This is a genomic window from Pseudomonas sp. SWRI68 (assembly GCF_014269165.1).
GTDB lineage: Bacteria > Pseudomonadota > Gammaproteobacteria > Pseudomonadales > Pseudomonadaceae > Aquipseudomonas > Aquipseudomonas capeferrum.
The window spans coordinates 208,449-221,017 of sequence record NZ_JABWRU010000009.1; the positions used below are offsets into that span (position 1 = coordinate 208,449).

A 12,569-nucleotide genomic window follows, 5' to 3' on the forward strand; every position below is an offset into this window, starting at 1 on the left:
GCGGGTAAACCCGCGAAGAAGCTGGCACAGGTCAACTCATTCCTTCTTCAGCAAGCGCACTGCCAGCACATCGCAGGGTGCGCCGTGCAGTACATCGTTGGCGGTGGAGCCCAGCAGCAACGCCAGGCCATGCCGGCCATGGCTGCCCACGACGATCAGGTCGCACTTCTGGTCCTTGGCCAGTTGGTGGATTTCCTGGCGTGGCTGGCCGTAGGTCAGGTGCGAATCGCCGCGCTTGATGTCCGGGTACTTGTTGAATAGGCGGTCCATGCGCTCTTTGGCCTGGTCGAACTGCTGTTGTTGCAGTTGCGACAGGTCCATGGGGACGTCACCGCCAAAAGCCATGGCCATGGGTTCGACGATGTGCACCAGCGAGACCTTGGCGTTGTACGGCGCTGCCAGCGCCATGGCACGCTTGATCACCGGGTCGCATTCCTCGGTCAGGTCGACGGCAACCAGAAGATGTTCGTAGGACATGAGCGGTACTCCTGACAATCGCGATAGAAGAAGTATGGTCGCTTTCGGGCGGGTCTTCCGTGAAAAATGGCTAACCAGCTCATTTGCAACGCTTTATGGGGTCTACTGATATGACGGTATTGCTGGTGGTGTCAATCCTTGCGCTGATTCTCAGCCCGCTTTCCTGGTTGCGCACGTCGCGCAAGCAGAGCGAGCAGATGAACCTGCGCCTGGAAGCGCGGCGCATGGGGCTGGCCATGCAGCTGGCGCCCCAGCAGTGGCCGCACTGGCTGGAAAAGGAGCCGCCAAGCCCCTGCCCGCAGTACCATCGCGCACGGCGCCGGGGGCGTGAGGACAGCTTCTGTTACTGGCAGGTCACGCCGGGCGTGTGGTGGAACCAGTGGCGCGAGCCGTGTGAGGACCCGCGCCTTGCCGAGGCCTTTGCGCGCTTGCCCGACAGCGTCTACAAGGTCGAAGCCGACCCGCGCATGATCGCCTTGTACTGGACCGAGCGGGGCGATAAATCTGTATTGCAGGATATTGCCCAGGTCTTCGAAACGCTCGCCTGACACATGGCTTAACGACAAAGCGGCGGCTTGGCAGAGCCCCTGAAGGGGTGGGGTGCCAAGTCGCCGCTTTGCGTTCTGCTGCGCAGAAAAGGCCAGGCAGGCCGGGAATGCTTGAAGCCATTGGCAGTGTAGTCGGCTGCCAGTGAAATGCCGGAAAAATCTTCCCCTCGCAGGGTCACACACTCCTCCTCGTGGTCAATCGCTGACATGAATGCCCCGTGATCACTGACGTCATGCTTTGTACCCAGACGCTACAAAATGACCGGAAAGTCGTGTTTTCACTCTGTGCGTGGGCATTTGACAACGCTGATCTTTTCGGAGAATGTGTGCACACCCAAATCAAACGGGCGTATGAATTGAGCGTTTGTATGTCACACGGCTCGTTCATAGTCCCGACTAGCGCGCTGACGGGTGTGCCTGGGGCAGGGCCACATGGCCTGCCTGGGCAGCAGCGACCGGCGTGTACAGTTAGCTTCCATATCGTGGAGATCAGTTGATGATTTACGAAGGTAAAGCCATCACGGTTAAGGCTCTTGAAAGTGGCATCGTCGAACTCAAGTTCGACCTCAAGGGTGAGTCCGTCAACAAATTCAACCGCCTGACCCTGAACGAGCTTCGCCAAGCCGTCGATGCCATCAAGGCCGACGCTTCGGTCAAAGGCGTAATCGTCAGCAGTGGCAAGGACGTGTTCATCGTCGGCGCCGACATCACCGAGTTCGTCGACAACTTCAAGCTGCCCGAGGCCGAACTGGTCGCTGGCAACCTGGAAGCCAACCGCATCTTCAACGCCTTCGAAGACCTCGAAGTGCCGACCGTAGCCGCCATCAACGGCATCGCCCTGGGCGGCGGCCTGGAAATGTGCCTGGCGGCCGACTACCGGGTCATGTCCAGCAGCGCCAAGATTGGCCTGCCTGAAGTCAAACTGGGCATCTACCCAGGCTTTGGCGGTACTGTGCGCCTGCCACGCCTGATCGGCTCGGACAATGCTGTCGAGTGGATTGCGGCCGGCAAGGAAAACCGCGCCGAAGACGCCCTGAAAGTAGGCGCCGTCGATGCCGTGGTCGCCCCGGAGCTGCTGCAGGCTGGTGCCCTTGACCTGATCAAGCGCGCCATCAGCGGCGAGCTGGACTACAAGGCCAAGCGCCAGCCGAAACTGGAAAAACTCAAGCTCAATGCCATCGAGCAGATGATGGCGTTCGAGACGGCCAAGGGCTTCGTTGCCGGCCAGGCTGGGCCGAACTACCCAGCGCCGGTCGAAGCGATCAAGAGCATTCAGAAAGCCGCCAACTTCGGCCGTGACAAGGCCCTGGAAATCGAGGCCGCTGGCTTTGCCAAGCTGGCCAAGACCTCGGTTGCCGAGAGCCTGATCGGCCTGTTCCTGAATGACCAGGAGCTCAAGCGCAAGGCCAAGGCCCATGACGAAATCGCCCACGATGTGAAGCAGGCTGCCGTTCTCGGCGCCGGCATCATGGGTGGCGGTATCGCCTACCAGTCGGCGGTCAAGGGCACGCCGATTCTGATGAAGGACATCCGCGAGGACGCCATCCAGCTGGGCTTGAATGAAGCCTCCAAGCTGCTGGGCAATCGCGTCGAGAAGGGCCGCCTGACCCCGGCGAAGATGGCTGAAGCACTCAATGCCATCCGTCCGACCCTGTCCTACGGTGATTTCGCCAACGTCGATATCGTCGTCGAGGCCGTGGTCGAGAACCCTAAGGTCAAGCAAGCTGTGCTGGCAGAAGTCGAAGGCCAGGTGAAAGAGGATGCCATCCTCGCGTCCAACACCTCGACCATCTCCATCAACCTGCTGGCCAAGGCGCTCAAGCGCCCCGAGAACTTCGTCGGCATGCACTTCTTCAACCCGGTGCACATGATGCCGCTGGTCGAAGTGATTCGTGGCGAGAAGTCCAGTGATGTGGCGGTTGCCACCACCGTGGCCTACGCCAAGAAGATGGGCAAGAACCCGATCGTGGTCAACGACTGCCCGGGCTTTTTGGTCAACCGCGTGCTGTTCCCGTACTTCGGCGGCTTCGCCAAACTGGTCAGTGCAGGGGTCGACTTCGTGCGCATCGACAAGGTCATGGAGCGCTTCGGCTGGCCCATGGGCCCTGCATACCTGATGGACGTGGTCGGCATCGACACCGGCCACCATGGCCGCGACGTCATGGCCGAGGGCTTCCCGGACCGCATGAAAGACGAGCGCCGCTCGGCGATAGACGCCCTGTACGAGGCCAACCGCCTGGGCCAGAAGAACGGCAAAGGCTTCTACGCCTACGAGACCGACAAGCGCGGCAAGCCGAAGAAGGTGTTCGATGCCGCCGTGCTCGACGTGCTCAAGCCGATCGTGTTCGAGCAACGTGAAGTCAGCGACGACGACATCATCAACTGGATGATGGTCCCGCTGTGCCTGGAGACCGTGCGCTGCCTGGAAGACGGCATTGTCGAGACCGCCGCCGAAGCTGACATGGGGCTGGTCTACGGCATTGGCTTCCCTCCGTTCCGCGGTGGTGCGCTGCGCTACATCGACTCGATTGGTGTCGCCGAATTCGTCGCCCTGGCCGATCAGTACGCCGACCTGGGGCCGCTGTACCACCCGACCGCGAAGCTGCGCGAAATGGCCAAGAGCGGCCAGCGTTTCTTCAACTGAGCGGCCAACGCAAGAGTAGAGCGAGAGATTTGATATGAGCCTCAATCCAAGAGACGTGGTGATTGTCGACTTCGGTCGCACACCAATGGGCCGCTCCAAGGGTGGCATGCACCGCAACACGCGCGCCGAAGACATGTCCGCGCACCTGATCACCAAGCTGCTGGAACGCAACGGCAAGGTCGACCCTAAAGAGGTCGAGGATGTGATCTGGGGCTGCGTCAACCAGACCCTGGAGCAGGGCTGGAACGTCGCCCGCATGGCCTCGCTGATGACCCCGATCCCGCATACGTCGGCGGCGCAGACCGTCAGCCGTCTGTGCGGGTCGTCGATGAGTGCGCTGCACACCGCTGCCCAGGCAATCATGACTGGCAATGGCGATGTGTTCGTGGTCGGCGGTGTCGAGCACATGGGCCACGTCAGCATGATGCATGGCGTCGACCCCAACCCGCACCTGTCCTTGCATGCCGCCAAGGCTTCCGGAATGATGGGCCTGACTGCAGAGATGCTCGGCAAAATGCATGGCATCAGCCGCGAACAGCAAGATCTGTTCGGCCTGCGTTCGCACCAGCTCGCCCACAAGGCGACGGTCGAAGGCAAGTTCAAGGACGAGATCATCCCGATGCAGGGCTATGACGAGAACGGCTTCCTGAAGGTCTTCGATTTCGACGAGACCATTCGCCCGGAAACCACCCTCGAAGGGCTGGCGTCGCTCAAGCCTGCGTTCAACCCCAAAGGTGGCACCGTTACCGCCGGTACTTCGTCGCAGATTACCGACGGCGCTTCGTGCATGATCGTCATGTCTGGCCAGCGTGCCATGGACCTGGGTATCCAGCCATTGGCGGTGCTTCGCTCGATGGCCGTGGCCGGTGTCGACCCGGCGATCATGGGCTACGGCCCAGTGCCGGCGACCCAGAAAGCCCTCAAGCGCGCCGGCCTGACCATGGCCGATATCGACTTCATCGAGCTCAACGAAGCCTTCGCTGCACAGGCCCTGCCAGTGCTCAAAGATTTGAAAGTGCTCGACAAGATGGATGAGAAGGTTAACCTGCACGGCGGCGCCATTGCTTTGGGCCACCCGTTCGGTTGCTCTGGGGCACGGATTTCCGGCACCCTGCTCAACGTCATGAAGCAGAATGGCGGTACTCTGGGGGTCGCTACCATGTGCGTCGGCCTCGGCCAGGGCATCACCACTGTCTTCGAACGCGTCTGATCGCGTTGCGGGACAGCAGCCGGGGCCATGTGCCCCGGTTTTTGTTTTTTACGAGATTTGTTCAAGAGGGTGAGTAGCATGCAGATACAGCCAGGCGTATACCGGCACTACAAGGGGCCTGAGTACCGTGTCTTCAGTGTTGCGCAGCACTCCGAGAGCGAAGAGTGGATGGTGTTCTACCAATGCCTGTATGGTGATTACGGGTTCTGGGTACGCCCCCTTTCGATGTTCCAGGAGTCCGTCGAGGTTGACGGCGAGCAGGTGCCACGCTTTGCTTTGGTCAAGGCCGAAGAGGGGCTGCCAGGGTTGCTTGGCAAGTCGCACGTGTGAACGACCGCGCTTGACCTCACTCTTTTGCCACTATATATAGCGGTGCCGCGTCTGGCACCTGACGCGTTTTTCATCTTTCAGATTCAGGAATACTCCGATCCATGGGCAAATCGCTGGTCATTGTGGAATCCCCGGCCAAGGCCAAGACCATCAACAAGTACCTGGGCAACCAGTACGTGGTGAAGTCGAGTATCGGCCATATCCGAGACCTCCCCACCAGCGGTTCGGCCAGCGCTAGCAAAGAGCCGGCCGCCAAGCGTGGCAAGGCTGCGGGTGAGGCGCCGGCCCTTTCGCCGAAAGAAAAGGCACGCCGCCAACTGGTGGCGCGCATGGGGGTCGACCCCGATCACGGCTGGAAGGCCAAGTACGAGATCCTGCCTGGCAAGGAAAAGGTGATCGAAGAACTGCGCCGCCTGGCCAAGGACGCCGACACCATCTATCTCGCAACCGACTTGGACCGCGAAGGGGAGGCCATCGCATGGCACCTGCGCGAAGCCATCGGTGGTGACGACAGCCGCTACAAGCGCGTGGTGTTCAACGAAATTACCAAGAAGGCCATCCAGGAGGCCTTCTCGCAACCGGGCGAGCTGGACATCGACCGCGTCAATGCCCAGCAGGCGCGACGCTTCCTCGATCGCGTGGTTGGCTACATGGTTTCGCCGCTGTTGTGGGCCAAGATTGCCCGTGGCTTGTCGGCCGGCCGGGTCCAGTCGGTAGCGGTGAAGCTGGTGGTCGAGCGCGAACGCGAGATCCGCGCCTTCATCCCCGAAGAGTACTGGGAGATCCACGCCGACCTCGGCACCGCCAAGAACGCCAAGGTGCGTTTCGAAGTGGCGCGCGAGAAGGGTGAGGCTTTCAAGCCGCTGAATGAAGCACAGACCATGGCTGCGTTGGAGAAGCTCAAGGCTTCCAGCTACAGCGTGGTCAAGCGAGAAGACCGCCCGACCAGCAGCAAGCCGTCGGCGCCGTTCATTACCTCCACCTTGCAGCAGGCGGCGAGCAATCGCCTGGGCTTCGGGGTGAAGAAAACCATGATGATGGCCCAGCGTCTGTACGAAGCCGGCTACATCACTTATATGCGTACCGACTCGACCAACCTGTCGGCTGATGCCCTGGACATGGCGCGTGGCTACATCGAGCGCGAGTTCGGCAAGCAGTACCTGCCGGAAAACCCGCTGGTGTATAGCAGCAAGGAAGGGGCTCAGGAGGCGCACGAAGCGATTCGTCCTTCCGACGTCAACACCCACCCGACCAAGCTCAGTGGCATGGAGCGCGACGCAGAGCGCCTTTACGAGTTGATCTGGCGCCAGTTCCTGGCCTGCCAGATGCCGCCGGCGCAGTACCTGTCCACCAGCGTCACTGTAGCCGCTGGCGACTTCGAGCTGCGTGCCAAGGGCCGTATCCTCAAGTTCGACGGTTACACCCGTGTGCTGCCGCAACAGAGCAAGCCTGGCGAAGACGACGTACTGCCGGAGATGGTCCAGGGTGAAGCGCTCAAGCTGATCCAGATCGACCCGAGCCAGCACTTCACCAAGCCACCGGCGCGGTTCACCGAAGCCAGCCTGGTCAAGGAAATGGAAAAGCGCGGCATCGGCCGCCCGTCGACCTACGCCGCGATCATCTCGACCATCCAGGACCGTGGCTATGTGACCCTGCACAACCGCCGCTTCTACTCCGAGAAGATGGGCGACATTGTCACCGAGCGCCTGTCCGAGAGCTTCGCCAACCTGATGGACTACGGCTTCACCGCCGGCATGGAAGAAAACCTCGACGACGTGGCCCAGGGCGAGCGTGACTGGAAGAACGTGCTCGACGAGTTCTACGGCGACTTCAGCAAAAAACTGCAGACAGCCGAGTCGGCCGAAAACGGCATGCGTGCCAACCAGCCGACCATGACCAACATTGCCTGCAAGGAATGTGGTCGCCCAATGATGATTCGCACCGCCTCGACGGGCGTGTTCCTTGGCTGCTCGGGCTACACCCTGCCGCCCAAGGAGCGTTGCAAGGCAACCGTCAACCTGGTGCCGGGTGACGAAATTGCAGCGGACGATGAAGGCGAGTCGGAATCCCGTGTTCTCTTGGGCAAGCACCGCTGCCCGATCTGCGCCACGGCGATGGACGCTTACCTGCTGGACGAGAAGCACAAGCTGCACATCTGCGGTAACAACCCGGACTGTGTGGGCTACGAGATCGAAGAGGGTAGCTACCGCATCAAGGGCTACGAAGGGCCGAGCCTGGAGTGCGACAAGTGTGGCAGCGAGATGCAGCTCAAGACCGGCCGCTTCGGCAAGTTCTTCGGTTGCACCAACCCTGCGTGCAAGAACACCCGTAAGCTGCTCAAGAGCGGTGAGGCGGCGCCACCGAAGATGGACAAGGTGGACATGCCGGAGCTCAAGTGCGAGAAGGTCGATGACACCTACGTGTTGCGTGACGGTGCTTCGGGGTTGTTCCTGGCGGCCAGCCAGTTCCCGAAAAACCGTGAGACACGTGCACCACTGGTGTTGGAGATCGTCCCGCACAAGCATGAGATCGATCCGAAGTACCACTTCCTCTGCGATGCACCGCAGAAAGACCCGGAAGGGCGTCCAGCGGTAATTCGCTACAGCCGCAAGACCAAGGAGCAGTATGTGCAGTCCGAAGTCGATGGCAAGCCGACCGGCTGGAAGGCGTTCTACGACGGTAATGCGTGGAAGGTTGAAGACAAACGCTGATTGGCGTTGAACTGGGGGCCGCTTTGCGGCCCCCAGTCATTTCAGGGACATTCAGCTTGCGGCCGGGCAGGGCTTGCCGGAAACTGGCTGCAATCGTTCTGCATCTCAGGGGAGGGCATTGAAATGGCCCAGGAACTCTACACCCGCACCAATCAGAAGCTGTTCTTCGCAGGCCTCGCACTCGAGTCCATGGCCAAGGCCGAACAGGGCCAGGCCATGAACGCCCAGGGCCTGGTCCAGGCCGAACGCGAATCGGCACTGTTCCACCTGTACGGTGCTCTGCTGGGGCTGTGCCATGAGATCGGCGGTTTCTACCGCTTGCCGGCAGGGGCTAATGTCGAGCAGCTGCTGGCTGGCGATGCTTTCAATGAGATTGCTATCCCGGAGGTGGCCGAGCTGCTGGAATTGTCCCGCCAGCGGGAAACCTGGCTGGCGCAAATGCTCAGTGCTTATGCCGATCTGTTCCGACCACCGGTCGCGAAAAAAACGCCTAAAACCGATGTCACCCAGCCGTTGATCCAGGCCGTCAATCTCGATGAGCCCGAGCAACCCGCGCTGTCGCGTGAAGAATTGGAAAGCTGGCGCAGCAACCTCAAAAGCTTGGTGAGACGTTTCCGTGACGCGTTGAGTGAGTGCTGATAGCCGCTGCGGCTGGTACAATGCTGGCCTTTCGTGGAGAACAGCCTTTTATGTCTACGTCTTTTCTGGAAATTGTCGAGTTGCCTGATGGCCGGATCGAACTGCGTCGTGCGGAGGATGAGGGCTCTCTGGTAACCCTGGATTTCTCGGAAGACGCCAAGGTGTTCCTGCAGGGTCAGCATGTGGAAGTGGCCAAGGCCATGCTCAGTGTGGGCGTGCAGATGGCAGGTCGCCTGATGGACGGCGAGCTCGAACGCGAAGAAGGCCCTCGCGTTCTGCATTGATCGGCGTGCAGGGTATCAGCGGTTTCTGAGTGACAGGCAAAGCCTGAACATCAGCCGAGGCGGATGTTCAGGCTTTGTGCGTTTCCGGCACTGGCTGAGCGAAGCAGCAGTTGACGCGCGCTGGCATTGACGCTGCCAAGCCAGCTGACCACGGTGTGGCTGCGGCCCAGGCGCAGCGCTTCGCAAGTGAGTTGCAGTGGGCTCTGATTGCCACGAGGGTGCAGCAGCAGGATGCGTTCGCGGTTGAGGCCGGCATCGCGCAACCAGGCCTGGGTCAGGCTTGCGGGTGGGGCGATCAGGGTCAACCAGCGGGCATCGTCCTCTTCGCTCAGTTCGCGCAGCACCGGGGCCAACAGGCTCTGGCAGTGCCCGGCAGCGCCGCGCAGCGACAGCTCGCTGAACAGATCGGGCTGGCTGATCTTGCGCGCCTGCTCACTGGCTTTCAGGCCGGGCAGGATGGGCTGGGCTAGAAATGCTTCGAACAGTGGCAACTGGGCTTGCTCGGGTGCGTGAATGAACTGCTGCATGGCGCCTCCTGGATCAGCGGCGTATGACGCCGACGCTCAAGCCCTCGATCACCAGTTCCTGTTCTTTCAGGTCGACTTCGATGGGGGCGAATTCGGGGTTTTCGGCAAGCAGCCAGACCTTGGTGCCTTCGCGCTTGAAGCGCTTGACGGTCACCTCGTCACCGATGCGGGCGACGACGATCTGGCCATTGCGGGCTTCGCGGCAGGTGTGCACTGCCAGCAGGTCGCCGTCGAAGATGCCGACATCCTTCATGCTCATGCCGTGTACGCGAAGCAGATAGTCGGCGTGAGGGTGGAAGAAGCTCGGGTTGATGTTGCAAGATTGCTCGATGTGCTGCTCGGCGAGGATCGGTGCGCCGGCTGCGACCCGGCCAATGATCGGCAGGCCGTTCTCTTCGGCCTTGGTTTCAAGGCCCGGGATACGGATGCCGCGGGATGCGCCCGGGGTCATCTCGATGGCGCCTTTGCGGGCAAGGGCCTTGAGGTGCTCTTCGGCGGCGTTGGGCGATTTGAAGCCCAGTTCCTGAGCGATTTCAGCGCGCGTCGGAGGGAAACCGTTGTCTTCAAGGCAACGTTTGATGAACGCGAGAATTTCGGCTTGGCGTGGCGTCAGTTTCAACATGGTGAGCGCTCTGTCTTTTTATACAGTGACTGGGATTATATACAGTACTGGATGAGCTGCAAGCGCCAAGCAGCAACAAAAAGTGCCGCGCGGGCCAACTTGTCGCTTGCAGCGTGTAATGGGGCGCTTTTAAATGGCGACCGCCCGGTCACCGAGCCTTGACAGAAGCAGGGCTGAAACGTATGTTTCAAACACCTGTTTGTCTGGCGGAATAATCATGGCCCAATCGGAAACCGTTGAACGCATTCTCGATGCTGCCGAGCAGTTGTTCGCGGAAAGAGGGTTTGCAGAAACGTCGTTGCGGCTGATTACCAGCAAGGCCGGGGTGAACCTGGCAGCGGTCAACTATCACTTCGGTTCCAAGAAGGCCCTGATCCAGGCGGTGTTCTCGCGCTTCCTTGGGCCGTTCTGTGCCAGCCTCGAGCGTGAGCTGGAGCGTCGTCAGGCGCGCCCGGAGCAAAAGCCCAGCCTCGAAGAGCTGTTGGAAATGCTCGTCGAGCAGGCCCTGGCCGTGCAGCCGCGCAGCAATAACGACCTGTCCATCTTCATGCGCCTGTTGGGGCTGGCTTTCAGTCAGAGCCAGGGGCACTTGCGCCGCTACCTGGAAGACATGTACGGCAAGGTGTTCCGCCGCTACATGCTGCTGGTCAACGAGGCTGCGCCACGGGTGCCGCCGCTGGAGCTGTTCTGGCGCGTGCATTTCATGCTCGGCGCCGCCGCGTTCAGCATGTCCGGCATCAAGGCCCTGCGTGCCATCGCCGAGACCGATTTCGGCATCAATACCTCGATCGAACAGGTCATGCGCCTGATGGTGCCATTCCTGGCTGCGGGCATGCGCGCCGACAGCGGGGTTACCGACGAAGCGATGGCAGCGGCCCAGCTGCGCCCACGCAGCAAGACCAGCACCAGCGCCACCACCGCCAAGGCCTGAAGGCTGGGCGGGGCAGGGCGCTTCGGCTAAGCTAGCGCCCATGCCCGATCTCGATTTTTTGCACATATCCCTTGCCGACCAGTGCCTCTATGGGTTCACCCAGGGGCGGCTGTGCGTGCGCATGGTGGTTTCTACGGCGCGCAACGGGGCTGGCGAGCGCAACGGTTCGGGCTGCACCCCGCGCGGGCTGCATCAGGTGCGGGCAAAAATTGGCGCGGGCCTGCCGCTGAACGCAGTGTTGCGCGGGCGGCGCTGGACCGGCGAAGTCTGGTCGCCCGAGCTGCAGGCGCAGTTCCCCGGGCGTGACTGGGTGCTCACCCGCATACTCTGGCTCAGTGGCTGCGAGCCGGGCGTCAACCGCCTGGGTGCGGTCGACACGTTCCGGCGCTATATCTACCTGCATGGCACCCCGCTGAGCGAACCTTTGGGCGTGCCGCTGTCCCATGGCTGCATTCGCCTGCACAACACCGATTTGCTTGCCCTGTTCGACCGGGTGCCGGCCCATTGCCGCGTGCGCATCGAACAGGCGGCTTGCCCCCAGTGGGCTTCTTTAAGTCTTCAATAAAGGATTTCCCATGACCGTCAGCCTGCAAGGCTCCCTGATGGTGGACATCGCCGGTAAATGGCTGACCGCCGAAGACCGTCACCTGCTGCGCCAGCCTGAAGTGGCCGGCTTGATCATTTTTGCCCGCAACATCGACAGCCCGCGCCAGGTGCGCGAACTGTGTGCGTCGATCCGCGCGATTCGCCCTGAGTTGATCCTGGCGGTCGACCAGGAGGGGGGTCGGGTACAGCGGCTGCGCCAAGGTTTCGTGCGCCTGCCGGCCATGCGTGCGCTGGCCGACAACGACAACGCCGAGTACCTGGCGGAACAATGCGGCTGGTTGATGGCCACCGAGGTGTTGGCTGTAGGCCTGGACCTGAGCTTTGCGCCGGTGCTGGACCTGGATCACCAGCGCAGCGCCGTGGTCGGCAGCCGCGCCTTCGAAGGTAACCCGCAGCGTGCCACGCAGTTGGCGGCGGCCTTTATCCGTGGCATGAACGCTGCGGGCATGGCGGCCTGTGGCAAGCATTTCCCGGGGCATGGTTGGGCCGAGGCCGATTCCCATGTGGCCATCCCCACTGACGAGCGCAGCCTTGAGCAGTTGCGCCAGGCGGATCTGGTGCCGTTCACCCGGCTCAGCGGGCAACTGGCGGCGGTAATGCCGGCGCACGTGATCTATCCGCAGGTCGACAACCAGCCGGCGGGCTTCTCGCGGCGTTGGTTGCAGGGCATCCTGCGGGGCGAGTTGGGCTTTGACGGGGTGATCTTCAGTGACGACCTGTCCATGGCCGGTGCGCACGTGGTCGGGGATGCCGCCAACCGGATCGAGGCGGCCTTGAGCGCCGGTTGCGACATGGGCCTGGTGTGCAATGACCGGGCGGCGGCGGAGCTGGCATTGAGTGCGGCGCAGCGGCTCAAGGTCAAGCCTTCGCCGCGCATTGCGCGGATGCAGGGGCAGGGCTTTGCACGTACCGATTACCGCCAGCAGCCGCGTTGGCTGGAGGCGTTGGGGGCCTTGAAAGAGGCGCAGTTGATCGACTGAGTTTGGCCAAGAGGCGTATGTCTTGAGGCTTGAGGTGTGTTGGGGATCGAGCGCCGCCCG

At 61.6% G+C, this 12,569-nt stretch carries 13 protein-coding genes; 10 read left to right on the forward strand and 3 right to left on the reverse strand.

The genetic code is table 11. The features are described 5' to 3' along the window. Window positions 1-36: 36 nt before the first annotated feature. Window positions 37-477 carry a universal stress protein gene (locus tag HU770_RS15805; RefSeq protein WP_186654027.1) on the reverse strand — a complete coding sequence of 147 codons (441 nt, stop codon included), beginning with the start codon at window positions 475-477 and terminating at the stop codon, window positions 37-39. Window positions 478-587: 110 nt separating this feature from the next. Between HU770_RS15805 and HU770_RS15810 the strand changes: the two genes are divergently transcribed. The 7 genes from HU770_RS15810 to HU770_RS15840 all read left to right on the forward strand — a co-directional run bounded on the left by HU770_RS15810 (window position 588) and on the right by HU770_RS15840 (window position 8,843). Next, entirely contained in the window at window positions 588-1,025 is a 438-nt protein-coding gene (locus HU770_RS15810) for a hypothetical protein (protein ID WP_186664156.1), read from the forward strand. A 496-nt stretch (window positions 1,026-1,521) separates the two neighbouring features. Continuing rightward, window positions 1,522-3,669: a fatty acid oxidation complex subunit alpha FadB gene (gene fadB, locus HU770_RS15815; RefSeq protein WP_186664158.1), complete on the forward strand. Its 2,148-nt coding sequence runs from the start codon at window positions 1,522-1,524 to the stop codon at window positions 3,667-3,669. A gap of 34 nt (window positions 3,670-3,703) precedes the next feature. Beyond that, window positions 3,704-4,879, forward strand: coding sequence for an acetyl-CoA C-acyltransferase FadA (gene fadA / locus HU770_RS15820; protein WP_033700424.1), 1,176 nt, complete (start codon window positions 3,704-3,706; stop codon window positions 4,877-4,879). Between the two features lie 78 nt (window positions 4,880-4,957). Further along, the gene (locus HU770_RS15825) at window positions 4,958-5,209 is read left to right on the forward strand and encodes a DUF1653 domain-containing protein (protein ID WP_033700421.1); all 252 of its coding nucleotides are present in this window, start codon (window positions 4,958-4,960) and stop codon (window positions 5,207-5,209) included. A gap of 101 nt (window positions 5,210-5,310) precedes the next feature. Further along, window positions 5,311-7,920, forward strand: coding sequence for a type I DNA topoisomerase (topA, locus tag HU770_RS15830; protein ID WP_033700418.1), 2,610 nt, complete (start codon window positions 5,311-5,313; stop codon window positions 7,918-7,920). 123 nt (window positions 7,921-8,043) lie between these two features. Beyond that, a complete protein-coding gene (locus HU770_RS15835; protein WP_033700416.1) occupies window positions 8,044-8,559 on the forward strand; it encodes a DUF6586 family protein in 516 nt (171 codons plus the stop codon). Window positions 8,560-8,609: 50 nt separating this feature from the next. Further along, window positions 8,610-8,843 (forward strand): hypothetical protein, encoded by a 234-nt coding sequence (locus HU770_RS15840; protein WP_028632474.1) that lies wholly within the window; start codon window positions 8,610-8,612, stop codon window positions 8,841-8,843. Window positions 8,844-8,893: 50 nt separating this feature from the next. Here HU770_RS15840 and sulA read toward each other — a convergent pair whose 3' ends face one another. Continuing rightward, the gene (gene sulA, locus HU770_RS15845; RefSeq protein WP_033700413.1) at window positions 8,894-9,370 is read right to left on the reverse strand and encodes an SOS-induced cell division inhibitor SulA; all 477 of its coding nucleotides are present in this window, start codon (window positions 9,368-9,370) and stop codon (window positions 8,894-8,896) included. Between the two features lie 13 nt (window positions 9,371-9,383). Next, the gene (gene lexA / locus HU770_RS15850) at window positions 9,384-9,992 is read right to left on the reverse strand and encodes a transcriptional repressor LexA (protein WP_033700412.1); all 609 of its coding nucleotides are present in this window, start codon (window positions 9,990-9,992) and stop codon (window positions 9,384-9,386) included. Between the two features lie 217 nt (window positions 9,993-10,209). Here lexA and HU770_RS15855 point away from each other — a divergent pair, with 217 nt between their 5' ends. The 3 genes from HU770_RS15855 to nagZ are packed head-to-tail and all read left to right on the forward strand — an operon-like array spanning window position 10,210 to window position 12,509. Continuing rightward, on the forward strand, window positions 10,210-10,923 hold the full coding sequence (locus tag HU770_RS15855; RefSeq protein WP_033700410.1) for a TetR/AcrR family transcriptional regulator: 714 nt from the start codon (window positions 10,210-10,212) through the stop codon (window positions 10,921-10,923). 40 nt (window positions 10,924-10,963) lie between these two features. Then, window positions 10,964-11,488 (forward strand): L,D-transpeptidase, encoded by a 525-nt coding sequence (locus HU770_RS15860; RefSeq protein ID WP_033700407.1) that lies wholly within the window; start codon window positions 10,964-10,966, stop codon window positions 11,486-11,488. Window positions 11,489-11,510: 22 nt separating this feature from the next. Then, entirely contained in the window at window positions 11,511-12,509 is a 999-nt protein-coding gene (gene nagZ / locus HU770_RS15865; RefSeq protein WP_186654231.1) for a beta-N-acetylhexosaminidase, read from the forward strand. Window positions 12,510-12,569: the final 60 nt, after the last annotated feature.